Source organism: Actibacterium pelagium (assembly GCF_002285415.1).
GTDB classification, from domain to species: Bacteria; Pseudomonadota; Alphaproteobacteria; order Rhodobacterales; family Rhodobacteraceae; genus Actibacterium_B; species Actibacterium_B pelagium.
This window is the reverse complement of the sequence record NZ_NSBU01000007.1, coordinates 796,306-819,561: the sequence shown is the minus strand read 5'-3', so window position 1 is coordinate 819,561 and position 23,256 is coordinate 796,306. Positions and strand designations below refer to the sequence as shown.

Sequence of the window (23,256 nt, the reverse complement as noted above, 5' to 3'; positions counted from 1 at the left end):
AGTTATAGTCGAGAGCCGTCGTGTCAACCAACAATCGCGGTACGCGTAAAGTTGACGGCAATGCCCCAGAAGGTGGTGATCACGATATCGACCACACCGATGATCTGAACTGTCAGCCGATACCGCGCCATCAAGCGATAAAGCTTGTCGGGTTCGTTATATAGCTCTAACCGTTTCACCTTCTTGCAATTGCGGACATTCAAGGCGGCAATCATGCAGGCCGGAACGAAGATAAGCAGAACGGCTTGAGAGAACTCATTGCCGTAAAAGAACCCAAGTCCGACCATCAACGAAATCAGGAAGAACGTGAAGGCGATGATGAACAAACCCGACTTTGCCAGAATGTGATCGACCCTGCGAATATAGATTTTCAGCAGGGTGATAAGGTCTTCCTGGGCCTGACCCCCATGCCACCGCGCCTGACGGTACATGTCATACGGCACACCCATCATGAAGTAGGACACAGAGGCCCAGACAACCGCCAGCACAATCCAGTACCAAAGGTTGGAAAAGGACTGCATATCAAGCAGTTCCAAGATTGTTTCGTAGCTTTGCAAAGGCTTCATCCGGCTGTTTCCGATAACCTAATGCCCCGTTTGAAAGAATCCTAGCCTTGCCAATCACATTCAGTCATGCGACCCAAGCTTAACTATCGGAGACTGACTATGAACCCGACACCAGCACCCTTTCCAACGACGCGCCTGCGCCGGACCCGATCCACTGACGCGCTGCGCCGATTGACCCGCCAGAACACTCTGACGGTCGACGATCTGATCTGGCCGATCTTTCTACGCTCTGGCGAAGGTGTGGTGGAACCGGTTGGCTCCATGCCCGGAGTAAACCGCTTGTCAGTCGACAAGGCCGTCGAAGCCGCTGTCGAAGCGCAGGCTTTGGGCATACCGGCGATTTGCTTGTTTCCTTACACAGGCATGGAAGACCGAACCGAAGATTGTGCCGAGGCATGGAACCCCGACAATCTGACAAACCGCGCGATCCGTGCAATCAAAGTGGCAGCGCCTGATATTGCGGTCATGACCGACATCGCGCTGGACCCTTACAACATCAACGGCCACGACGGCTATGTCCGCGATGGTGAGATCGTGAATGACGAAACGGTCGAGGCCTTGGTCAAGATGGCCTTGGCGCAGGCAGAGGCCGGCGCTAATATCCTTGGACCGTCGGACATGATGGACGGACGCATTGGCGCTATTCGGGCCGCGCTTGAAGCCGCAAATCACCCGAATGTCGTGATCTTAAGCTACACGGCGAAATATGCCTCGGGGTTCTACGGTCCTTTCCGGGATGCTGTTGGGGCTACCAGCGCGCTTTCCGGTGACAAGAAAACCTATCAAATGGACCCGGGCAATTCCGATGAGGCAATGCGCCTTGTCGCTCGTGATCTTGCGGAAGGTGCGGACATGGTGATGGTCAAACCCGGCCTGCCCTATCTTGATATCTGCCGCCGCGTGAAAGACAGTTTTGGCGTTCCGACCTACGCCTATCAGGTGTCAGGTGAATACGCGATGGTGCAGGCTGCTGCACAAAACGGCTGGATTGACGGCGAGAAAGTGATGCTGGAAAGCCTTCTGGCGTTTAAACGCGCAGGCTGTGACGGTATTTTGACCTATTTCGCACCCGCGGTCGCAAAACTTCTGCAAGACAGCTGAGCCGGCAAAGGGTCGCCCAGACACAAAGTCTTGGGGTGACGGATGCATTGCCCCCCTGTATAGTCCACTACAAGGCCGAAAACGGCCATCTTGAGGCTATATCGAGGGCTTAAATATGAGCATTCTGAACCGCCGGAGTTTTCTGGCAAGCGCAGGAGCCGCGACAACGCTGGCTGCCTGTGGAAATGGCGTGGGCAGTGACGGCGGCGCCGTAATCGACGCACGTGTGGACTCGACGCGTGACTTCCTTTTCAACAAGTATCCCGCCACACGGGAACTGGTCAGCAAGGCTTTTGGCGTTCTGTACATGCCGCTGATCACCGAAGCTGGTCTGGGCTTGGGCGGCGCCTATGGGCGCGGCGCGCTGCGGATCAATGACGCGACGGTGGACTATTATTCGGCCACCAAAGCCTCTGTCGGGCTTCAGATCGGTGTTCAGCAATACGCGCACGCGCTGATGTTCATGACGCCTGAAGCGCTATCCAACTTCCGCCGGTCCGAAGGTTGGGCAGCAGGTGCCGACCTGAAGTATGTTGTCAGCGAAGATGGCCAGACCTTGCGGGCCGAAACGACCACGGTTCTGGACCCGGTGCTTGCGGTGGTCTTCGGTCAAGCGGGACTGTTGATCGGTGCCACGATCGAGGGCACCAAATACACCCGGATCATCCCCTAAAAGCAAATGCGCCGCCCATCGGGCGGCGCTTTCATTTTAGCGGTCACGAAGGCGACGGATCAGACTAGATGTGTCGTTTCGACCACCGTCCATCGCCTGCACTTCCTTGTAGAACTGATCGACCAAAGCGGTCACCGGCAGGCTTGCGCCAAGCTCATCAGCAGTCGCCAGACAGATGCCCAAATCCTTGCGCATCCAGTCCACGGCAAAACCAAAGTCGAATTCGTTGTCGATCATCGTTTCATAGCGGTTGGCCATCTGCCAGCTTCCCGCAGCGCCTTGGCTGATTACCTCGACCACGGCACGGCCATCCAGCCCAGCCTTATCGGCAAAGTTCAAACCCTCCGACAGCGCTTGGACAAGACCAGCGATACAGATCTGGTTGACCATCTTGGTCATTTGGCCTGCACCACTTTCGCCAAGACGGCGGCAAATTCTGGCATAGGCGTCAATCACCGGCTCAGCACGGCCATAGTCCGCTTCGGGGCCACCACACATCACCGACAGAACACCATTTTCCGCCCCGGCCTGTCCGCCGGATACGGGGGCGTCTACAAATCCGATTCCATTTTCAGACGCTAGATCAAACAATTCACGCGTGACTTTGGCAGAGACGGTCGTGTGATCCACGAAAACACTGCCTGCGGTCATTCCTGCGAAAGCCCCGTCATCACCGCTACAGACCGCCCGAAGATCGTCATCGTTACCGACACAGGCAAAAACAAACTCTGCCCCTTCTGCAGCTTCACGGGGCGTTGCTGCAAAGGCTCCGCCATGTTCGGCCGCCCAAGCCTCTGCCTTGGCGGTCGTGCGGTTGTAAACGGTGACCTCGTGACCGGCTTTTTTCAGATGGCCCGCCATCGGATACCCCATCACACCAAGCCCCAAGAATGCTGTCTTTGCCATGTCTGGCTCCTGTCATTGCCTCGTTCGAAGATTATCCTTAGTAACAACCCAAGTGTAGCTCAGCCACAACAGGAAAATTATGCGAAGTGTCTTTCAATGGCTCCTGCGTTTGTTCATGGGAGCAGTGGTGATCGCAGCCTTGGGTCTTGCGTTCGTCTATTATTTCGCATCTCGGTCCTTGCCCGATTACAACGCAGATTACTCTGTCGACGGACTGAGCAACGACACCGAAATCGTGCGCGATAACGCGAATGTCCCGCATATCTTCGGTCCAACCGCGGAAGACGTATACTTTGGGCTTGGCTTCGCCCACGCGCAGGATCGGTTGTGGCAAATGACGGTGATGCGGCGCACCGCACAGGGGCGCCTGTCAGAGTTGTTTGGCGAACGCACCCTGAAGGTTGACGAATTACTGCGCCGCTTCGATTTCTACACCCTCGCAACCAAGTCCCTGTCGGTTCAAGACGACGAAACACGGGCCGCTTTGGACGCTTATGCCAAGGGCGTCAACGCGTGGATCAAAACGGTCAACGACGAAGCTTTGGGTCGTGGCGCGCCTGAATTCTTCCTGTTCCCACCGGAAATCGCTTACTGGCGCCCTGCCGACTCGCTAGCCATTGTGAAGCTGATGGGCCTACAACTGTCCGGGCATCTCAGCGAAGAGGTTCTTCGCGCCCAAACCTCTTTGTTGGTTGGTGAAGAAGGGTTGAAAGACATTCTGCCGGACGACCCAAGCGACGCGGTCGCCGCGCTTCCCGATTTCGCGGCCCTGTTTCCATCAACACCTAAAAACTTCAAGATCGCCAAGGCTGAAACAGACTTTCTGAATCCAGTTCCGACACGACGCATGGCTGGCGCGTCGAATTCATGGGCCGCAATGCCACAACGCTCTGCCGCGGGCGGAACGCTTTTGGCAAACGATCCGCACTTGGGGTTCACTGCGCCTGCAATTTGGTATCTTGCTCGACTGGAGTTACCGACTGGTGGCATCATCGGCGCCACCATTCCGGGAATGCCAGTAGTGCTGGTTGGACGTGGGCAACAGGTTGGATGGGCGATAACGTCCAGCCACCTCGATGATCAGGACGCGTTCATCGAAAAGCTGAACCCGTCGAACCCCAAGGAATACCTGACACCAGACGGTTACAAACCCTTCGAAACTCGCCGCACGATCATCAACGTCAAGGACGGGTCCCCTGTCACAATCACGTTGCGATGGACGGAAAACGGACCGGTGATCCCTGGCTCGCAATATGATCTGGGGTTGATTACGCCAAAGGGTCATGTCGCCAGCCTTGCTTGGACAACGCTTAGCGCTCAGGACACATCATTGATGGCTGGGCTGAAGTTGATGCAGGCACAATCGGCTGAACAGGCTCTGGATGTGATGAGCAGGACATTTGTAGCTCCTTCGCAAAACCTGACGGTCGTGGACAATGACACCATAGCGATGCGCGTTATCGGAGCGCTTCCAAAACGTCACCAAGACCATCAGACTCAGGGGCGTATGCCTGCGCCGGGTTGGATTGCCACGAACCGTTGGCAAGGCATGCTGCCAACCTCGGACGCACCAAGCGTTCGGAACCCCAATAGCGGCATCTTGGGCAATACGAACAACAAGATGACCGACCGTCCCTACCCGAACCACATCAGCTTTTCTTGGGGCGATACACAGCGTGTCCACCGCTGGAAAGGTCTGATGCAAGGCCGTGAGGTCCACACGCGCGACAGCTTTATCGAAGCTCAACTGGACACCGTGTCCTACACTGCACGATCGTTGCTTCCGCTTGTTGCCGGGGAACTTTGGTACACCGGGGAAGCCGCCCCCGAAGGCACGCCAGAGGCACGCCGTCAGCAAGCTTTGAAAATGCTGGCCGATTGGAATGGCGAAATGAATGAGCATCTGCCTGAACCACTGATCTATTCGGCATGGATGCGACGCCTGCAAGACAAGTTGATCCGCGATGACCTTGGCCCGCTGGCAGATAAATACACCCATGTAGAGCCCGTGTTCATCGAGCGCGTCTTCCGGGACATTTCCGGTGCCAGCCGTTGGTGCGACATCAAGCAATCAACTGCGAAAGAAACCTGCTCTGATATGGCCCGCATCGCCTTGGACGAAGCCCTATTGTGGATCGATCAAACTCACGGCGGCAACTTAGAAGCGCTTCACTGGGGCGATGCGCATGAAGCCCATCATGATCACGCCGTTTTAGGCGATCTGCCCCTTTTGCGGAACATCGTGAACATCCGTCAGTCGACCTCTGGTGGCGACAACACTTTGATGCGCGGCTTGACCAGCGGCGAGGACCCTGCCCCCTTCACCAACGTGCACGGGGCCGGGTATCGCGGTGTCTATGACTTTGCGGACCCTGATAGCTCTGTTTTCGTGATCTCAACCGGACAATCGGGGCACCCGCTTAGCCGCCATTACGATGACCTAGGAGAGCTGTGGCGCCGAGGCGAGTACATTCCGATGTCGCTTGACCCCGAACTAGCGCGCGCAGCAGCCGTTGGGATTACGATGCTACGGCCGAATTAAAGTTCGCGGAAAGTCTTTTGCTGTCTGGCGGTCCAAAGGACAGTCAGTTCGTACCCGTCCTCGGTCTGCGTCTCGTTTTCGACGACACCCTGTTCATAAAGCCACGCGCGCTTGCGGCCCTCAGCATAGGGCAGCGAAAAGGTCAGTTCATGGCGTTCGTCGTCCAGCGCATCCGTCACTGCCCGCATTAAAGGATCGATGCCGTCACCTGTCAGGGCCGACATGGTGTAGATCATCTCTTCCCGCGCGGCGCGTTCTTTCAGGGCGGCGACTTCGTCCTCGGGCAAAAGATCGGTCTTGTTCCAGACCTCGATGACGGGTGTCTTTTCGTCCACGCCCAAATCATCAAGAATTGCAAGAACGTCTTTCGCCTGATCAGCGCTGTCTGGATGGGCGATATCGCGTACATGCAGGATCAGATCGGCCTCTAGAACCTCTTCCAGCGTTGCACGGAAGGCGGCTACCAGTTGCGTCGGCAGGTCCGAGATGAAGCCCACGGTGTCAGATAGAATGACGCGCTTGCCGGTTGGCAGGGTCACGGCCCGCATCGTCGGGTCAAGCGTGGCGAAAAGCATATCCTTCGCCATCACCTCTGCCCCGGTCAGGCGGTTGAACAGCGTCGATTTACCAGCGTTGGTATAGCCCACAAGCGCAACGATCGGGAAAGGAACCTTTCGCCGGGCCGCCCGATGCAGGTCGCGGGTTTTGACGACTTTGGCAAGCTGACGGCGCAATCGCGTGATCGCCTCGTCAATCGCACGGCGGTCGGCCTCGATCTGGGTTTCCCCGGGGCCGCCCACAAAGCCCAAACCACCGCGCTGACGCTCTAGGTGGGTCCAGGCACGCACAAGGCGCGTCCGTTGATAGCTAAGGGCTGCCAGCTCGACCTGAAGCACACCTTCGCGGGTACGCGCCCGGTCGCCAAATATCTCAAGGATCAGGCCCGTCCGATCAAGGATCTTAACTTTCCAGATTTTCTCTAGGTTGCGCTGCTGGACCGGGGTCACGGAACCGTCGATGAGAACAAGTTCCACCTCTTCGGCCTTCAGGCGATCGGCAATTTCTTCGGTCTTGCCCGAGCCAAACAGATACCCCGGCCGCACCTTGGGCAAAGGTACGACATCAGCTCCAACCACTTCGAGCCCCGGCAGCGCGGCTGCCAAGGATACGGCCTCTTCCAGCGCGGGTTTGGCTGGTCGACGCTCTCGATCAGAAGTGAATTCAGGATGCAGGACCCACGCCCGTGTCGGGCGCGGTGTGTGATCATATTCCTGCGCTATTCTTCTTCACCTTCGTAAAGAGAGATCGGCTGTGCCGGCATGATGGTGGAAATCGCGTGCTTGTACACAAGCTGCGACTGGCCATCGCGGCGCAGAAGAACACAGAAATTGTCAAACCAAGTGATAACGCCCTGAAGCTTTACGCCATTGATCAGGAAAATCGTCACCGGAACCTTGGCTTTTCGAACGTTATTTAGAAAAGCGTCCTGCAGGTTTTGTTTATCGGCAGCCATTGAGTCTCTTGCCTTTGTTTTTGTTTGGTCTGCCCCACATAGCACTGGGGACGGTTTACGAAGGAGAGTATGTATGGGCTTTCCAAATCATTCCACCCTAAATTTCGCCCAACCGGTGATCATTCTTGCACATGCGGCATCTAACCGCGCCAAAAATCGGGATTGAAAAGTGCAATGATCACAAGCGTTTCCAGCCGCCCAAGGACCATTGCCGAGGCAAAGACCAGTTTCGCACCATCTGCAAGGTCACCCAGAAGGATTGGCTCGCCACCACCAATTGCCGTCAAAGGACCAGTCGTCGACAGCGCTGCAACGGCCAAAACCGTGGCCTCTTCAAAGCTCAGGCCATAGGCGGAAAGGAACAACATCACCACTGTCAAACTAAGAGCGAAAAGCATGAAAAAGATCCATGCAACGTAGGCGCTGCGCCTTCGAAGCTCTTTCGCGGCGGTGCCGTCGTGGCCAACCGAGGAAGGGTGAACCAGTTTCTCCATCTCACGCAAACCGTGTTTGTACAGGACCATCACCCGCATCAACTTGACCCCGCCCGCAGTGGTTGCAACACCGCCGCCGATCATGGCCAACCCCAGAAGGATCATGCCCGGGGTCGACAGCCCGGACCAAAGCTGCGCCTCGCCCCAGTCTGTCGAGACAAATCCGGTCGTAGTAAGGAAGGAAGAGACGGTAAACAAAGCGCCCCAGAAAGCGCGAAGGGCCGCGAGGATGTTTTCCTCTTCCTCTACTTCCAAAGCACCCACCCAATGGCGCAGAAACATCAGGATCGGAATACTAATGATCAAGAAGGCAGCAAGACGAATCTCTGGATCCTTCTTCAACTCCCGGCCGCGATGAGGGTTGAAATCCTGAGCGAAGGTTTGTCGCGAGATCGCGAAAACCAGGAAAATCAGTACGAGCAACTCGCCAAGTCGCCCTGCCCCAACCGATGCACCGGGCCCGAAGGTCGTGATTCCGCTGGTCGAAAGCGTGGCCATCGCATTCATGATCCCCACAAGCGGCGTCTGACCTGCCATCACCAGTAGCAACCAAAGCGTGCCCGTCAGACCTGCGTAGACCGGCAAAAGCTTCAGGCTGAACCGCAATAGACGTTCACGAGGGTCGGTTCGAAACATACCCTTTGGGCCTGTGTCACGCAGACCAACATGGCGCTGGTCGGTGCTGATCTCAAACCCGCCAAGGTTCATAGGGGCGAGAATGGCGATGGCGCACAGCCAGATGAAATACCCGCCCATCCAACCAACAAGTCCGCGCCACAAATGTACGGAAGGCGCGAGCCGTGCGGCATCATCGAACAGCGTGGCCCCGGTTGTGGTGATGCAAGAGACCATCTCGACAAAAGAGTTGAGCAAGGTGGTATTACCGACGGCCTCGTAGAATGGGACCGCCAAAATTAGCGGCAAGATTGTAAAGGCGAACAGAACTGCCAACAGATGGCTTCGGGTCAGGTTGCTTGCCTTCGAATTATAAGAGGCAACGCCAAGCAAAGCGGTCAGGATCGACAGCAGTAACGACGAATAGAAGAAGGCCCTCGCCACGCCCCAGTCGCGCAGAACCACCGCGTGAATAAAAGGGATCAGCATGGCCAATGCGGCCACACCCATCTGAAAGATGAAGAAATGAACGTTGAGAACGCGCTGCATGGCCCTAGAAGAAGTCGATCGAGACCTGCAACAGGCGCTCGACTTCCGGCACGTCTGCGGCAAGCGCGAAGAGAGCGACCACGTCACCTTCTTCGATCATCAGACCCCCACTGGGGCGATGATATTTGCCGTCTTTCAATACGCCGCCAACCAAGACGCCCTCTGGGAAGGGAATGTCCCGGATCTTCTTGCCGGACATCGGTGAGGTCGACAGAACCTGCGCCTCGATTACCTCGGCCTCTGCGTCCCCGATTGAATAGACACCGCGTACCCGACCATGGCGAATGTGGCGCAAGATCGAACTGACTGTAGTCGAACGCGGGTTGATATAGGCATCGATATTCAGTGGTGCCATCATGGGAACCAATGTCGGGTCGTTCACAAGGCTGATCGCCATTTTACAGCCCATTGATTTCGCCCGAACGGCTATCAGCATGTTCGTCTTGTCGTCCGAGGTCACAGCCAGAACCGCATCGGCGTTTTGAATATTCGCCTCACGTAACAGGTCGATATTCAAGCCGTCGCCAGCAAGAACAATCGTTTTTTCCAGCAACTCTGCGGCGGCCTCGGCCTGTTCTCGATTGTGCTCGATCACCTTCGCGCGAATACGCTTTGTGCGCTTCTCAAGCTCTTCAGCGACCGCCAGGCCGACGTTGCCGCCGCCGATGATCACAACACGTTCCTGTTTACGGATCGTCTTGCCAAAGATTTCCAGCGTGCGGTTTACGTCTTTATCTTCACAGAACACATAGACCTGATCGCCAGCGAAAAGCTGATCGCCCGGCTCCGGGGCGAACAAAGTTCCTTCGCGACGAATTCCGACAACGATGGATTGAAGTGTTGAGAACAGGTCCGTCAATTGGCGTAGAGGTGTGTTCAGAACCGGGCAATCCGGCTCCAGATCGACACCCATAAGGCGCCCATGGCCATCAAGAAACTTTTCAATATCAAAGGATGCAGGGGCATCCAGTCGCTGTAGCGCAGCCTCTGCCACTTCCCGTTCGGGGCTGATCAACACATCAATCGGCATGTGGTCGCGGCGATATAGGTCTGAATAGATAGCGGTCAGATAGCTTTGAGCACGCAAACGCGCGATCTTTCGCGGAATGGCAAAAACGGAATGCGCCACCTGACAGGTGACCATGTTCACCTCGTCAGAATGGGTGGCAGCGATAATCATATCAGCGTCGCGCGCACCTGCTTTGTCCAGAATGTCAGGATAGGACGCAAATCCAGCAATACCGCGCACGTCAAGCGCATCGGTCGCCCGGCGCACCAAAGCGGCGTTGTTGTCGACAACTGTGACGTCGTTCTTCTCGCTGGCCAAATGGCGCGCGATCTGCCAGCCGACCTGACCGGCCCCGCAAATAATGACTTTCATCCAACCGCCCGTGGCTATTCAACAGGCCCCATCCTTTGCAGATGGGACGCTGATGGTCAATCCGACGCTGTCTCTGCTTGCACCTCTGCAACACGTGCCCCGGACTTCGTTGAGGTGACAACGCCCAACGATTTCAGTTTACGGTGCAAGGCAGACCGTTCCATCCCAACGAAGGTCGCGGTACGGCTGATATTGCCGCCGAACCGGTTGATCTGAGACAGCAGGTATTCCCGTTCAAATACTTCACGCGCCTCGCGCAGCGGAAGCGACGCAACAGCGGCCGACAAGGTGACCTCTTCCCCGGCATTCTGCCCCTTCTGGGCAGGCAGTTCTGCCGCCGAGATCTCGTTTGTCCCATCGCCCAAAATCAACAACTGTTCGATCATATTCTTGAGCTGACGAATATTTCCGGGCCATTTCATGGTTTGCAGAAGTGCTTCGGCCTCTTGCCCCATCGCGCGTTCAGCCAGACCCTGTGTCCTGTTGAAATCTGCGATGAAATGTCGGGCCAGTTCAGGGATGTCCTCACGACGCTCTTCCAAAGATGGAACTGCAATCGGTACTACGTTCAGGCGATGGTAAAGTTCTTCCCGGAATTGACCGGCCTCGATCAACGAAGGAAGGTTCTTGCTGGTGCTGGACAGCACGCGGACATCCACGCGCACCTTTTCTGTTCCGCCAGAACGTTGAAACTGTTGATCGACGAGAACGCGCAGAATTTTGGACTGGGTCCCAAGAGGCATATCCCCAACTTCGTCAAAATAGACGATGCCACCGTTGGCTTGCTCTAACAGCCCCGCTTCAATTGCCTTATCGGCCCCTTCACGGCCAAACAAAAGCTCTTCCATACGGTCTGGTTCGATACTGGCGCAGTTCACCACAACGAACGGGGCTACACTACGATCAGATTCCTGATGGATGAACCGTGCAGCGACTTCTTTCCCGCAGCCAGATGGACCGGTGAGCATGACACGACCATTAGACCGTGTAACCTTTTCCAGCTGCGATTTCAAAATCTTAAAGGCCGAGCTTGAACCGATCATTTCGGTGTTGCTGACTTCTTTCCGGCGCAGTTCGGTATTCTCGCGACGCAGTTTCGAGGCTTCCATCGCACGATTAATCACCACAAGCAGCTGATCAATATTGAACGGCTTCTCAATGAAGTCATAGGCCCCCTGCTTGATCGCAGCCACAGCGATTTCGATATTCCCGTGCCCCGAGATGATGATAATCGGAATTTCCGGTTTATCGCGCTTGACGGTGGACAGAATATCAATTCCGTCCATCTGGCTGTCCTTTAGCCAGATATCCAGGATCATCAGCGCGGGTGCCTCTGCCTTGATTTCGGACATGCATTCATCCGAATTCGCCGCAAGCCGCGTAGTGAAGCCTTCGTCGATCAGGATATCCGAGATCAGTTCCCGAATGTCTTTTTCGTCATCTACAATCAGAATATCGCTCATTGGTCCGTGTCTCTCATCTGCTCTGCTCTGGGTGCGATATTGCGCACCACGGGCAACCTTATTTCGGCCATCGCGCCGAAGTGGTCGTTTCCTTCAAATACCGGGGCGTCCAGCAAAACCAATTGGCCCCCGTGTTCCTCGATAATCTTTTTCACAATCGGCAAACCCAGCCCCGTGCCCTTTTCGCGGGTCGTCATATATGGCTCGAAAAGACGCGCACGGTCTTCAGGCAGACCGATACCATTGTCAGCGATTTGGATAACAGCGTCTTCTCCATCAACTTTCATGGTCACATGTATGGCTGGGGTAAAGTTAGCCTCTGGGTCCTTTTCCAATTTAGATTCAATTGCTTCGCCAGCATTCTTAATCAAGTTGGTAAAGGCCTGTGTCATCATTCCACTGTCGGCATTGGAACAAACCTGCTGATCCGGAATATCCGTGACGAATGTAACATCCGGTTGCCCGTTTTCTTGCAATAGAACTGCGTCGCGAAGCGTAGAGGCCAGATCAAGCAGCTGCATTTCCGGATCCGGCATGCGTGCGAATTTCGAGAATTCGTCGACGATACGTCTCAGATCGTTCGTCTGGCGGATGATGACATCAGTGTATTGATCAAGACTGTCGGATTGATCGCCCACCAATGGTCTGAACTTGCGTTTAACGCGCTCTGCGGACAATTGAATCGGTGTTAGCGGGTTCTTGATTTCGTGGGCAATCCGGCGGGCCACGTCGCCCCAGGCAGCCATCCGTTGCGCCGAAACCAAGTCGGTCACATCGTCAAAGGCCACCACGGTACCTTCGGGCTCTCCTTCCGGGTTCCGGCGGGTCGACGCGCGAACCAGTAAGTTTTCCATCTTGCCACCGCGGGCCAGTTTGACTTCTTCCTGAACTGTGGCGCGTCGGGCGTCTGGCAACCGTTCAAGCAGCGGTGTGAATTCTGGCACGACGTCATCCAGCAGCTCGCCATGACAATCGTCGTCACCCAGCATCAAAAGTCGCAGCGCTGAGCGGTTCATGAAGTCAATCCGACCTTCTTCATCCAATCCGACAACGCCGGCCGACACAGACCCCAGAACACTGTCAAACAAACGACGGCGGTTTTCGATCTGACGCGTGTTGTCCAGCAACGCATCACGCTGAAGCTTCAGCTGACCCGTCATTTGGTTGAAGACACGGCCAAGCATGGCGATCTCATCGTCGCCACCATCTTCGCGGACGTGAATATCGAAATCCCCTGCCCCAACGCGTTGTGCAGCCCCGGCCAGTCGTCCGACAGGTTGCGACAGGCGCTCGGCAAACCATAGACCCGACCAGACCGCGGCAAGGATAAGGATCACAGCAAACCCGATATAAAGAAGGCTGAATTCGAACAACAACCGACCGCGTTCGTTTTCCAACTGTTGATAGAGCCGCGCGGATTCTTGTGTGTCGTCCAGAAGCGTAAGGATCGAACCATCGACTTCTCTGGCGACATAAAGAAAGGAATCCGCAAATCCGTTCAGCTTCAAAAGAGCACGAAATTCGTTGTTTTCCCAATCTTCGATGATCAGGGTTTCGCCACTGTCAGCAGCCGTGATCTGATCCGGACTGGGCGCCTCGTAATCGAACAAATAGGACCGGTTGCCCCGAATTAGCAGCTCTGAAGACCCATTGATGATATAGGCCTCTTTCAAGCCCCGTTGAATTTGCGCCTGCCCTTGCGCAAGAAGCTGACGGGTGTCTCCGCTATCTAGGAATCCGCGCGCGCGTTGGGCTGTGTCCAGAAAGCGTGCCAAGGCCTCGGCATCTTCTATAAGGTCGACGCGCTGTTCGGTCTCGTAAGCTTCAGCTGCCGCTAATGACGCGCCAACAACTTGGCGCACCCGGTCCGAAAACCAGCCCTCAAGCCCGGTGTTCACGGTCAAGCCGGCAAAGACGGCGACCAAAACAGCCGGGATCAACGCGATGGCGGCAAAAACGCCGCTAAGTCTTAGGTGAAGTCTGGACCCGGCGGATTGTCGGCGGCGGGCGGAAACAAGGCTGCCGACGCGGTAGATCACCAGCGCAGCAACGACGAGGACATAGACAAGATCGGCAAGAAGCGTCAGCCGCAGATACGGAGAGTTCGCCCCCATATCGAAGGGGCCAAGCATCAAAAGTGTGGTGATCGCCAGCACGGGGCCTGCCAGTACAAGAAACAGCGTCGCAAGGTTTTGAACCCGCCGCTGACGTCGCAGCTTGCTTAGCCTTTCCCAAGTTGCGCTACGCGCATAATTGACCACTGCGTGCCTCGTGATTTTGCTGCTTTGCGCAGCTTACCGCCCTTTAGGTTGTGACAAGAATGAAACAAAAACGCCCCAACCTGTGGCGGTTTTACATCAACTTGCGGCGGCGTGTCACGCGAATATCGAGTTCGGTGATCTTCTTACGCAGGGTATTTCGGTTAATGCCCAGAAGATCCGCGCATTTCGCCTGATTACCGCCTGTGGCGTCCAATGCGATCTCTATCAGCGGAAGCTCGACCTCTTTCAAGATGCGCCCATAAAGACCCGCCGGCGGCAACACTCCGCCATGCAGATCGAAGTATCTGCGCAGGTGTTTGGCGACAGAGGCGGACAGCTTGTCACCTTCGCCCCCACCGACGAGCGGTTCGATTTCTGGTTGGTTGCCAAGTACGGCTTCGACCTCTGCCCGACCAATCAGTTCTTCCGAACTGGTAACGGCGAGACGGCGAATGGTGTTTTCCAATTGGCGCACATTGCCCGGCCAACTGTAGGCACGGATCAGCTCTAGCGCTTCGTCAGACATCCGGCGTGCATTTAGCCCGTCACGCTCTGCGCGGTTCAGAAAGTGTTCGGCCAAAAGCGGGATATCGTCGACACGTTCGCGCAGTGACGGCACCGCCACGGTTACCGCGCCAAGACGGTAGAACAGGTCTTGCCGGAACTGCCCCGCCTCCATGCGCGACATAAGATCAGTCTGGCTGCTGGCCATGACGCGGGGCGCGTTGACACCAAAGCTGTCCAGCATGCGCACGATCCGGCCTTGTGCTTCCAAGTCGAGGTCGCTGACCTCATCAAATAGGATCGAGCCACCCTTACTGCGGGCGATCAGGGCCGACGGTCCATCCATACCCTGCAGATCACTGGCCGCTGCTGTTACAAACGGCAGGTTCCTGCGGTCAGAAAAATCGTGGATCGCCTTCGCGATCAAAGATTTCCCCGTACCGCTTTCACCCGTAATAAGGACGGGTAACTCGGTGTTCATTACGCGAGCGACAAGACGATAGAGCGCCTGCATCTGCGGGGTGCGCCCAACAAGCGGCAGATCACTTTGCTCTGCCTGATCGCCTTGTTCACCTCGTGCCCCTGCGCGCGCTACGTTCGATCGGCGCTTGGTTTCCAGCGCACGTGCGGCGCGTTTCATTAGGTCAGGAAGGTCAAAAGGCTTCGGTAGATAGTCATAGGCCTCGGCCTCGGCCGCCTGAATCGCCGTCATGATGGTGTTCTGTGCGGAGATCACGATTACTGGCAGTCCGGGGCGCGACTCTAGTATCTTCGGCAGCGCCTCAAGCCCGTTTCCGTCCGGCATGACAACGTCCGAGATCACCAGATCCCCTTTGCCCTCTTCGACCCAACGCATCAGTGTCGTCAAAGAAGAGGTCGCGTGCACCTTACAGCCCGCGCGTGTCAAAGCCTGTGTCAGGACCGTGCGGATCGTGCGGTCGTCATCTGCAACTAGTACCGTGCCGTCCATTACGCTTCTTCCTTATAATCCTTGGGAACTACGGGCAAAGAAATGCGGAACACCGTGCGCCCAGGCACAGAGTCGACCGCGATCATGCCGTCGTTTTCGGTGATAATTTTTGAAACAAGGGCCAGTCCAAGCCCTGTACCGTTTTCCTTGCCCGACACGAAGGGGTCAAAAATCTCGCCAACAATCTCGGGCGGGATGCCCGGACCGTCGTCCATGACCTCTACCTGTAGCGGCAGATAAGATTGTGAACCATCGGCGCGGCGCATGCGGAGCGTTCGATCATAGAAAGTACGCAAGGTCAGCTTACCGCCCTGCTTACCTGCCGCTTCCGCGGCGTTCTTGATCAGGTTTAAGAACACCTGAAGCAGTTGATCCCCGTCCCAGAAAGTTGGGGGAAGCGAGGGGTCGTAGTCTTCCACGATCTCCATGTTCGCCGCGATCCCGACCATGGCCGACTTCCGTGCGCGATCAAGAAGGTCGTGCAGGTTCACCGGTTTGCGTTCTGGTGGGCGCAGGTTGCCGAACTGCTCTACCTGTTCCAGCAGGGTCACGATCCGGCGGCTTTCGGCAACGATCAAATCAGTCAGCTCTCGATCCTCGGGGGTCAGGTTCATCGACAGAAGCTGCGCAGCCCCGGTGATACCGGCCAAGGGGTTCTTGATCTCATGGGCCAGCATCTCTGCCATGCCGATCGCAGATTTTGCCGCAGATTTCGGGGAAAACGCTCTGTTCAAACGCCCCGCAATTTTCCGCGGCGCGATCAACAGCATTACCTTGCCTTCAGACCCTGCCAGCGGCGCGATCTGAATGTTGCACAGGTCGGGCGGGTTCGACCCGGTGCTGACGTCGACATCATTGATGTAAAGCTCAGCGAGATTGCTCCGCACGCGAGAGAACGCATCGTCCAACGGCGCATCTACGGCAAGCTTGTCCCAAATCGGCTCTCCACGGACTGCCCTAAGCGACGTGTTTGTAAACTGTTCGGCCGCCGGGTTGATCGTCTCGATCCGGTCCTCGGCGTCAATAATGAAACCGGGCAACGGGAGAGAGGTCCAGACAGAGTTCTTGGACAAGTCTTCCATCAAGCAGCCACCTCTTCGGTCTGTAGGATTGCGTCATTGATCAGGGAAAGAACCCGATCGGGGTCCTTTTCGGTAAGAACCAGTCGGCGAAGCCCTGCGGGCGTGCCAGCTTCGTCCATGTGCCAACCCAGATGTTTGCGCGACACGCGACCGCCTAGGTCGGCGCCGTAAAAGTTAAGCATGGCATCGTAGTGGGTCTGAACCATATCGACCAAGGCTTTGCCTTTGGGGATATCAACATCCGGCGCGCCAAAAAGCTCTGATGCGATTACAGCCAGTTGCCAAGGCCGTCCCTGGGCCCCTCGCCCGACCATCACGCCATCGGCGCCAGACTGTTGCAGGGCTTCCGACGCTGTGTCCGCATCAACGATATCGCCGTTCGCGATCACAGGGATCGCAACCGTTTCCTTCACGCGCGAGATTGCGGCCCAATCGGCGCGGCCTTTGTAGAACTGGCAGCGTGTACGCCCGTGTATGGTAATCATTGAAATTCCCGCCGCCTCTGCTCGGCGCGCAAGTTCGGGTGCGTTAAGCAGGTCGTCGTCCCAACCCAAACGGGTTTTTAGCGTTACCGGGATGTCGACGGCATCGACCACCGCCTCGATCAGGGTCAACGCGTGGTCTAGGTCTTTCAGCAGGGCAGACCCGGAATAGCCGTTCACGACCTTCTTCGCGGGGCAGCCCATGTTGATATCAATCAGTCGGGCCCCGTTGCCTTCGACCATCCGGGCGGCTTCCGCCATCCACGATGCTTCGCGTCCGGCCAGTTGGACCGAGGTATTTTCAACCTCAAACCCAAGCTCTGCCCGCTCTCGGACGCCGGGCTTGGCCTGAACCAATTCTTGGCTTGCGACCATTTCAGACACAACCAGCCCCGCACCGAACGAAGAGACCAGATTCCGAAACGGCAAATCTGTGATTCCCGCGAGGGGTGCCAATAAAACAGGAGGGTCTAGAGTTATATCTGCAAATTGAACAGACAATCGCTTAATCCTTGAGCGGTTTGGACTTCTAACTAATGCTTCGGCGGACCCTTAACAATCACATGCGCCAGATTTTTAAACAATAGACACCAATTGCACAAAAATTAGGCATAAAGGGCTGTTTTTCCGGAAACTTGCCGATGCGCGAAGCAGACCGTAAAGGAAAGCAAGGGAAAGGAACACTATGCAGGCTACCGCCATCATCGTTGCGGCCGGACGCGGCACCCGGGCCGGAGGGCCTGTTGCTAAGCAATACCAATTGCTGAACGGCGAGGCTGTTTTGCGCCACACTGTGCGGCGCTTTCTTCGGCATCCCGAGATTTCCCAAACGGTTCTTGTCATCCACAAGGACGACCACGACCTTTGCAAGCAAGCTCTTGGCGATTTGCACTCTGCAGTTTCCATCGTGAATGGCGGCGCGACCCGGGCGATTTCGGTTCAAAACGGTCTGAAGGCGGTTTCTGAATCAGATCCAGTGCTGATCCATGATGCTGCACGCCCGTTGGTATCGAATGAGGTCATCACTCGTGTGCTAGAGGCGCTAAAGCACAGTGTAGGTGCCGCCCCTGCCCTTGGCGTTGTCGATGCGCTATGGAAAGGCGCGGGCGGGAAAGTCGTGACCTCGGTTCCACGTGACGGACTGTTCCGCGCTCAAACCCCACAGGGGTTTCATCGTCGCGCTATCTTAAATGCCCATGCGGCGGCGGATCAAAACGCAGCGGATGACGTGCAGGTAGCCCTCGCGCAAGGTATTGACGTCGCTATCGTCGAAGGTGACGAAAGAAACCTGAAAATCACCCGGCCCGAAGACTTCGCCCGGGCCGAAGAAATTCTTAGACAGGAGGCGGGCTTGGACATTCGCTGCGGCAATGGGTTTGATGTGCATAGTTTCGTCGAGGGGGATCACGTGATCCTGTGCGGCGTGCGCATTCCCTTTGATCAGGGCCTTAACGGTCACTCTGACTCAGATGTCGGAATGCATGCACTGACCGACGCTATCTATGGCGCTTTAGGGCTTGGCGATATCGGCAAACACTTCCCACCCTCGGACGACCAGTGGAAAGGCGCGGACAGCCGCATCTTTTTGAAGCACGCAGTGGCATCAGCCAATGAACGAGGCTTCACGCTAACCAATTGCGATGTCACGTTGATTTGTGAACAACCCAAGATCGGCCCTCATGTCCAACCCATGCGTCAGGCCTTGGCTGAAACCATGAACATCGACCTTGACCGCGTCTCTGTCAAAGCGACGACTTCAGAGAAATTAGGCTTTACCGGCCGCGGTGAGGGGATTGCATCCATTGCCACAGCAACCTTGGTGAAATCATGACCCGTTTTATCGCTACTGTTTTCTATGTTGGCCTTCTACGCCCCGGACCGGGAACCTGGGGCTCTGCCGCAGCCCTGCCCTTGATGTATATCATTCATCTTTTGGGTGGGTTTCCGTTGCTGGCCATTATGACGCTTGTCGTCTTCGTGCTTGGCTGGTGGGCCACCATGGTCGAGACCAAGGGCAAGGGTGACCACGATCCATCAGAGATCGTGATTGATGAGGTCGCGGGACAGTGGATCGCGCTTTGGCCTGTTTCATTCGGGGCATGGCACCAAGGAATGGACGTCACCGCCCTCTGGCCCGGCTGGATCACGGCGTTTCTGGCTTTCCGCCTGTTCGACATCTTCAAGCCATGGCCAGTTAGCTGGGCTGATCGTAAGTCTACACCTCTTGGCGTCATGCTGGATGATGTGTTGGCTGGCTATATGGCGGCCATAGTCGTTGTGATTTTCGGCGTTCTGTATCATGCGGTGCTGATATGACCCTTGCCGAGCAGGTTCTGCAGGCCGCACGAGGTGCGAGCGCTACAATCGCAACTGCAGAATCTTGTACCGGCGGGATGATCATTGCCGCACTGACGGATATCCCGGGGTCTTCCGATGTAGTGGACCGGGGCTTCATAACCTATTCAAACGACGCCAAAGAACAGATGTTGGGCGTCAAGGCACAAACCCTGACGCAGTTTGGTGCGGTGTCGGAACAGGTCGCTTCAGAGATGGCTGCTGGAGCCCTTCAGAACTCTGGTGCGAAGCTTGCTGTGTCGGTGACGGGGATTGCTGGCCCCGGCGGATCCGAGTTCAAGCCGGAGGGTCGCGTATGCTTTGGACTGGCGCAGACGGGTGCAAATGTCGTCACAGAAACGGTTGAGTTTGGCGCGATTGGCCGCGCAAAAGTGCGTCAAAAAACGGTCGAACACGCTTTAACTCTGCTTCTAGAGGCTCTGAAGGATTGATCTCGCGCTTGATCAACCTTTAATCACGGCTCGCGTTAAGTGCCTAAATAATAGGCATAGCGCACATTGCACATAAATTAATCCACCCCTCGCTCAATTTGCCCCTTCTCTAATCAAAAAATAGCCGCTTCATGTCGGCCAAAATAAGGAAGGGACTTAATCCAATGAATGGAGCGGATACCGCATGGATCATCGTCGCCACGGCGCTGGTTCTGTTTATGACTTTGCCCGGGCTGGCGCTGTTTTACGGCGGCCTGGTACGCGCACGCAACGTACTTAGCGTTTTCATGCACTGCTATGCCATCGCCTGTGTGATGAGCATTCTCTGGCTGGCTTTCGGCTATTCCATCGCATTTGGCGAGGGCAACGCCTATTGGGGCGGCCTTGGCAAAATGTTCCTGATGGGAGTAACCGCAGACAGCTTGTCGGGCACCCTGCCTGAGGTTCTGTTCTTTGCCTTCCAGATGACCTTCGCCATCATCACCCCTGCCCTGATCGTCGGTGCCTATGTTGAACGCGTTGGCTTTGGCTTTGTTCTGGTCTTCTCTGCACTGTGGATGCTGCTGTGCTATGCGCCGGTCACACACTGGATCTGGGGCGGCGGCATGCTGTCGGACGGCGGTATCTTCGGTGAAACCGGCGTTAAAGACTTTGCAGGTGGTATCGTTGTTCACGAAACCGCAGGTCTGGCCGCGCTGATCATCGCCTTCTTCCTAGGCCCGCGTAAGAACCAAACCACTCCGCCGCATAACCCCGGTCTGGTGATGGTCGGTGCTGCAATGCTGTGGGTCGGTTGGTTCGGCTTCAACGGTGGCTCTCAGCTGGCTGCTGACGGCGGTGCTGCGATGGCTCTGACCGTTACCCATATCTCGGCCGCGACAGCTTCGCTGACCTGGATCCTTTGGGAGAAGATCAAGTACGGCAAAGCCAGCCTTGTTGGTCTGGTAACCGGCACCATTGCTGGTCTGGCGTCGATCACCCCGGCATCGGGTTTTGTTGGCCCGATCGAAGCACTGATCATCGGGGCAGTCGCGGGTATCCTGTGTCAGGAAGCCGTGACCCTTGTGCGTAAGGTTCTGAAGATTGACGATACTCTGGACGTCTTTGCCGTCCACGGCGTTGGCGGTATCTTCGGCACCATCATGATCGCGGTCTTCGGCGCGGGCAGCTTTGCCGCGCAACTTGGCAGCCTTGCGATCGTCGGTTTCTTCACCTTCGTCGTCACCGTCGTACTGGTAAAAGTCGTCGCGCTGATCACGCCGCTGCGTGTGGATGCCGAGACTGAAACCAACGGTTTGGACCTGACGGTCCACGGCGAACGCGCCTACGACATGTCGTCCTAAGTCAATCCGGACATACATAAAAAGAAACGCGCCCTTTCATGGGCGCGTTTTTCTTTTTCAGTCGTAAAGTTCTTTTGCCCGGTCTTCAAAAGCCCGCACAACGCGCTGCATGGCCTCGTTAAACACAACGCCGATTACGCCCTGCAAGATCCTGCTTTTGAACTCAAAATCCACAAAGAAGGAAACGTTGCACCCGCCGCCCTCGGCATCTTCGAACGACCAGTTCGACTTGAGGTATTTGAAGGGACCGTCCAGATATTCTGTGTCGATCCGCTTAACGTCGGGATATAGCATCACGCGGCTGCCAAAACGTTCCCGGAAGACTTTGAAGCTGATCACAAGATCCGCGAGCATCTCTATTCCATGCCCCTTCGGCGTGGTCGAACGAATGCGCGCGGCCGCCGTCCAAGGCAGGAATTTCGGATAAGAAGCCACATCCGCCACCAGATCGTACATCTGCTGAGCGGTATAGGGCATATGGCGGGTTTCGGAATGTATCGGCATCAGGCAGAGTGGTCGTTGAAACTGCCCGGGGGTTTCGACTATAGGGCTTGGAAAATCAAGGGGTCACCATGACACTTCCGACCTATGTCATCGACGAGCTTATCTCTGCCAAGGCCATTTCCGCCCGAGTCGAAGAATTGGCCAGGGAAATTTGTGAACATTTCAAAGACACCGACAAGCTTGTCGTGGTCGGTCTGTTGCGCGGATCATTCATTTTCATTGCTGATTTGGTGCGTGAATTTGATCTGCCAATCGAGGTCGATTTCATCGAAGCCTCGTCCTATGGCGATGCCATGGAATCCACGCGCGAAGTGCGAATCCTGAAGGATCTGCGCGGCAAGATCGAGGGCCGCGACGTGTTGGTTGTCGAAGACATCGTCGACACCGGATACACCATGACCCATGTAGTTGGCCTTTTGAAAAGCCGCAATCCCGCGCGACTGAAGGTTTGTGCGCTGCTGGACAAACCAACCCGTCGGGAAGTGCCCTTTGGCGCTGATTGGACCGGGTTTGAAATTCCCGACAAGTTCGTTGTCGGCTATGGCATCGACTATGCGCAACGAAACCGCAACTTGTCGTATATCGGCACAGTCAGGTTTACAGACCCCGATTAATCCGCAGATGGATAAGTCGCGATCTCTCGCTTTAACTCTTTTGACAGCAACCGAAGCAAGGTCGCGATCCTGGTCACCCCTGCCATTTCCGTGTGGCACGTCGCCCAAAGCGGAACCGAGGTAAAGCCATCAACTGGCTTAATACGCTCCAGTTCCGGAAACCGATCTCCGACGAAATTGGGCAAAACCGCCCGCCCGATGCCATGGGACGCCAGTTGCGCGGCAACAAGAAAGCTGTCCGCAACCGCCGGCGGCGTAGATCTTTCGGCCATTTGAAGTATGTGCTGCCCGATCCGGGATTGCGCGACCGATCCGGAAACCGAAATCAACCGTTCATCCGCGCCTTTTCGTCCATAGACCGCCAGCCCAATTCTGCCGACAATTTCTCCGGTGATTTTGGAAGTCACCTTCCCCATCGTTCGAACCGCAATATCTGCGCGCATCCGACCCAGATCTTCGGTCTGATTACTGCTCATAAGATCCACCTGAAGGCGGGGCTCTGCTTCTGCGATCCGCTTCAGAACGGGCGGCAGAAGATAGGTGCAAACCGTGTCCGTGGCGGTTACGCGCAGCTTGCCGGACACGCCGCCTTCATGACCTGCCAATATGCCCTCTGTCGCCGAAACCGCTGCTCCGACCTCTCGCATGGCATCAATGATGCGCATGTTTTCAGGGATGACACGGTATCCTGTCGGGGTTTTCTCGAAGATGCGAAATCCCTGATTTTCCTCGAAAGCATTGATGCGCCGGACGACCGTTGCATGATTAACGCCAAGCTTTTTCGCCGCGCCGCTAACCGTACCGGTTTCGACAACAGTCAGGACGTAGCGAAAGTCATCCCAATTCAGGCTGTGCATAATTCGTGACCCACGGTGCATTTTTTATAAATATACACGAATTACTGCAC

21 protein-coding genes are annotated in these 23,256 nt (G+C 56.0%); 8 read left to right on the top strand and 13 right to left on the bottom strand.

Translation table 11 applies throughout. The features are described 5' to 3' along the window. Positions 1-23: 23 nt before the first annotated feature. Positions 24-536, bottom strand: coding sequence for a component of SufBCD complex (locus CLM58_RS12945; protein ID WP_143226569.1), 513 nt, complete (start codon positions 534-536; stop codon positions 24-26). Between the two features lie 129 nt (positions 537-665). On the opposite strand from CLM58_RS12945, the gene hemB reads away from it, so the two are divergent. Together hemB and CLM58_RS12935 are read left to right on the top strand one after the other, a co-directional pair. Beyond that, complete coding sequence (gene hemB, locus CLM58_RS12940; RefSeq protein ID WP_095596319.1) at positions 666-1,667, top strand: porphobilinogen synthase; 1,002 nt, start codon at positions 666-668, stop codon at positions 1,665-1,667. Positions 1,668-1,782: 115 nt separating this feature from the next. Beyond that, positions 1,783-2,340 (top strand): lipid-binding SYLF domain-containing protein, encoded by a 558-nt coding sequence (locus tag CLM58_RS12935; RefSeq protein WP_095596318.1) that lies wholly within the window; start codon positions 1,783-1,785, stop codon positions 2,338-2,340. 36 nt (positions 2,341-2,376) lie between these two features. Here the strand turns inward: CLM58_RS12935 and CLM58_RS12930 are convergent, their stop codons facing one another. Next, on the bottom strand, positions 2,377-3,246 hold the full coding sequence (locus CLM58_RS12930; protein WP_095596317.1) for an NAD(P)-dependent oxidoreductase: 870 nt from the start codon (positions 3,244-3,246) through the stop codon (positions 2,377-2,379). Positions 3,247-3,325: 79 nt separating this feature from the next. On the opposite strand from CLM58_RS12930, the gene CLM58_RS12925 reads away from it, so the two are divergent. Continuing rightward, complete coding sequence (locus CLM58_RS12925; RefSeq protein WP_095596316.1) at positions 3,326-5,788, top strand: penicillin acylase family protein; 2,463 nt, start codon at positions 3,326-3,328, stop codon at positions 5,786-5,788. Here the strand turns inward: CLM58_RS12925 and hflX are convergent. The 9 genes from hflX to dusB all read right to left on the bottom strand — a co-directional run bounded on the left by hflX (position 5,785) and on the right by dusB (position 17,603). Beyond that, entirely contained in the window at positions 5,785-7,068 is a 1,284-nt protein-coding gene (hflX, locus tag CLM58_RS12920; protein WP_095596315.1) for a GTPase HflX, read from the bottom strand. The two genes, CLM58_RS12925 and hflX, sit on opposite strands and share 4 nt — an antisense overlap. Continuing rightward, on the bottom strand, positions 7,065-7,301 hold the full coding sequence (hfq, locus tag CLM58_RS12915; RefSeq protein ID WP_095596314.1) for an RNA chaperone Hfq: 237 nt from the start codon (positions 7,299-7,301) through the stop codon (positions 7,065-7,067). Before hfq ends, hflX begins: the two co-directional genes overlap by 4 nt. A gap of 140 nt (positions 7,302-7,441) precedes the next feature. Further along, entirely contained in the window at positions 7,442-8,959 is a 1,518-nt protein-coding gene (locus CLM58_RS12910; RefSeq protein ID WP_095596313.1) for a TrkH family potassium uptake protein, read from the bottom strand. A 4-nt stretch (positions 8,960-8,963) separates the two neighbouring features. Further along, positions 8,964-10,340, bottom strand: a complete 1,377-nt coding sequence (trkA, locus tag CLM58_RS12905; protein ID WP_095596312.1) for a Trk system potassium transporter TrkA — start codon at positions 10,338-10,340, stop codon at positions 8,964-8,966. A gap of 56 nt (positions 10,341-10,396) precedes the next feature. Further along, the gene (gene ntrX / locus CLM58_RS12900; RefSeq protein WP_095596311.1) at positions 10,397-11,803 is read right to left on the bottom strand and encodes a nitrogen assimilation response regulator NtrX; all 1,407 of its coding nucleotides are present in this window, start codon (positions 11,801-11,803) and stop codon (positions 10,397-10,399) included. Continuing rightward, the gene (locus tag CLM58_RS12895; protein WP_095596310.1) at positions 11,800-14,064 is read right to left on the bottom strand and encodes a sensor histidine kinase NtrY-like; all 2,265 of its coding nucleotides are present in this window, start codon (positions 14,062-14,064) and stop codon (positions 11,800-11,802) included. Before CLM58_RS12895 ends, ntrX begins: the two co-directional genes overlap by 4 nt. A 91-nt stretch (positions 14,065-14,155) precedes the next feature. Further along, positions 14,156-15,538: a response regulator gene (locus tag CLM58_RS12890; RefSeq protein ID WP_095596309.1), complete on the bottom strand. Its 1,383-nt coding sequence runs from the start codon at positions 15,536-15,538 to the stop codon at positions 14,156-14,158. Beyond that, positions 15,538-16,620 (bottom strand): two-component system sensor histidine kinase NtrB, encoded by a 1,083-nt coding sequence (locus CLM58_RS12885; protein ID WP_095596308.1) that lies wholly within the window; start codon positions 16,618-16,620, stop codon positions 15,538-15,540. Before CLM58_RS12885 ends, CLM58_RS12890 begins: the two co-directional genes overlap by 1 nt. Beyond that, positions 16,620-17,603, bottom strand: coding sequence for a tRNA dihydrouridine synthase DusB (gene dusB, locus CLM58_RS12880; RefSeq protein ID WP_095596307.1), 984 nt, complete (start codon positions 17,601-17,603; stop codon positions 16,620-16,622). Before dusB ends, CLM58_RS12885 begins: the two co-directional genes overlap by 1 nt. A gap of 184 nt (positions 17,604-17,787) precedes the next feature. Between dusB and CLM58_RS12875 the strand changes: the two genes are divergently transcribed. The 4 genes from CLM58_RS12875 (at position 17,788) to CLM58_RS12860 (ending at position 21,231) form a co-directional block, all read left to right on the top strand. Next, positions 17,788-18,933 carry a bifunctional 2-C-methyl-D-erythritol 4-phosphate cytidylyltransferase/2-C-methyl-D-erythritol 2,4-cyclodiphosphate synthase gene (locus tag CLM58_RS12875; protein WP_095596306.1) on the top strand — a complete coding sequence of 382 codons (1,146 nt, stop codon included), beginning with the start codon at positions 17,788-17,790 and terminating at the stop codon, positions 18,931-18,933. Next, positions 18,930-19,418, top strand: a complete 489-nt coding sequence (locus CLM58_RS12870) for a phosphatidylglycerophosphatase A family protein (RefSeq protein WP_095596305.1) — start codon at positions 18,930-18,932, stop codon at positions 19,416-19,418. Before CLM58_RS12875 ends, CLM58_RS12870 begins: the two co-directional genes overlap by 4 nt. After that, positions 19,415-19,888: a CinA family protein gene (locus CLM58_RS12865; protein ID WP_095596304.1), complete on the top strand. Its 474-nt coding sequence runs from the start codon at positions 19,415-19,417 to the stop codon at positions 19,886-19,888. The genes CLM58_RS12870 and CLM58_RS12865 overlap by 4 nt, the downstream gene beginning before the upstream one ends. A gap of 164 nt (positions 19,889-20,052) precedes the next feature. Continuing rightward, a complete protein-coding gene (locus tag CLM58_RS12860) occupies positions 20,053-21,231 on the top strand; it encodes an ammonium transporter (protein ID WP_095596303.1) in 1,179 nt (392 codons plus the stop codon). A 57-nt stretch (positions 21,232-21,288) separates the two neighbouring features. Here the strand turns inward: CLM58_RS12860 and CLM58_RS12855 are convergent, their stop codons facing one another. Next, the gene (locus CLM58_RS12855; RefSeq protein WP_095596302.1) at positions 21,289-21,735 is read right to left on the bottom strand and encodes a type II toxin-antitoxin system RatA family toxin; all 447 of its coding nucleotides are present in this window, start codon (positions 21,733-21,735) and stop codon (positions 21,289-21,291) included. A gap of 68 nt (positions 21,736-21,803) precedes the next feature. On the opposite strand from CLM58_RS12855, the gene hpt reads away from it, so the two are divergent. Further along, positions 21,804-22,349 carry a hypoxanthine phosphoribosyltransferase gene (gene hpt, locus CLM58_RS12850; RefSeq protein WP_095596301.1) on the top strand — a complete coding sequence of 182 codons (546 nt, stop codon included), beginning with the start codon at positions 21,804-21,806 and terminating at the stop codon, positions 22,347-22,349. Here hpt and CLM58_RS12845 read toward each other — a convergent pair. Continuing rightward, positions 22,346-23,206, bottom strand: a complete 861-nt coding sequence (locus tag CLM58_RS12845) for a LysR family transcriptional regulator (protein WP_158221909.1) — start codon at positions 23,204-23,206, stop codon at positions 22,346-22,348. The genes hpt and CLM58_RS12845 overlap by 4 nt on opposite strands. Positions 23,207-23,256: the final 50 nt, after the last annotated feature.

Bases quoted from the DNA above. Each gene is read 5' to 3' on its own strand.
- hemB (WP_095596319.1), top strand. From the start codon at position 666: ATGAACCCGACACCAGCACCCTTTCCAACGACGCGCCTGCGCCGGACC.
- CLM58_RS12935 (WP_095596318.1), top strand. From the start codon at position 1,783: ATGAGCATTCTGAACCGCCGGAGTTTTCTGGCAAGCGCAGGAGCCGCG.
- CLM58_RS12930 (WP_095596317.1), bottom strand. From the start codon at position 3,246: ATGGCAAAGACAGCATTCTTGGGGCTTGGTGTGATGGGGTATCCGATG.
- CLM58_RS12925 (WP_095596316.1), top strand. From the start codon at position 3,326: ATGCGAAGTGTCTTTCAATGGCTCCTGCGTTTGTTCATGGGAGCAGTG.
- hfq (WP_095596314.1), bottom strand. From the start codon at position 7,301: ATGGCTGCCGATAAACAAAACCTGCAGGACGCTTTTCTAAATAACGTT.
- CLM58_RS12910 (WP_095596313.1), bottom strand. From the start codon at position 8,959: ATGCAGCGCGTTCTCAACGTTCATTTCTTCATCTTTCAGATGGGTGTG.
- trkA (WP_095596312.1), bottom strand. From the start codon at position 10,340: ATGAAAGTCATTATTTGCGGGGCCGGTCAGGTCGGCTGGCAGATCGCG.
- ntrX (WP_095596311.1), bottom strand. From the start codon at position 11,803: ATGAGCGATATTCTGATTGTAGATGACGAAAAAGACATTCGGGAACTG.
- CLM58_RS12890 (WP_095596309.1), bottom strand. From the start codon at position 15,538: ATGGACGGCACGGTACTAGTTGCAGATGACGACCGCACGATCCGCACG.
- CLM58_RS12885 (WP_095596308.1), bottom strand. From the start codon at position 16,620: ATGGAAGACTTGTCCAAGAACTCTGTCTGGACCTCTCTCCCGTTGCCC.
- CLM58_RS12875 (WP_095596306.1), top strand. From the start codon at position 17,788: ATGCAGGCTACCGCCATCATCGTTGCGGCCGGACGCGGCACCCGGGCC.
- CLM58_RS12870 (WP_095596305.1), top strand. From the start codon at position 18,930: ATGACCCGTTTTATCGCTACTGTTTTCTATGTTGGCCTTCTACGCCCC.
- CLM58_RS12865 (WP_095596304.1), top strand. From the start codon at position 19,415: ATGACCCTTGCCGAGCAGGTTCTGCAGGCCGCACGAGGTGCGAGCGCT.
- CLM58_RS12860 (WP_095596303.1), top strand. From the start codon at position 20,053: ATGAATGGAGCGGATACCGCATGGATCATCGTCGCCACGGCGCTGGTT.
- CLM58_RS12855 (WP_095596302.1), bottom strand. From the start codon at position 21,735: ATGCCGATACATTCCGAAACCCGCCATATGCCCTATACCGCTCAGCAG.
- hpt (WP_095596301.1), top strand. From the start codon at position 21,804: ATGACACTTCCGACCTATGTCATCGACGAGCTTATCTCTGCCAAGGCC.
- CLM58_RS12845 (WP_158221909.1), bottom strand. From the start codon at position 23,206: ATGCACAGCCTGAATTGGGATGACTTTCGCTACGTCCTGACTGTTGTC.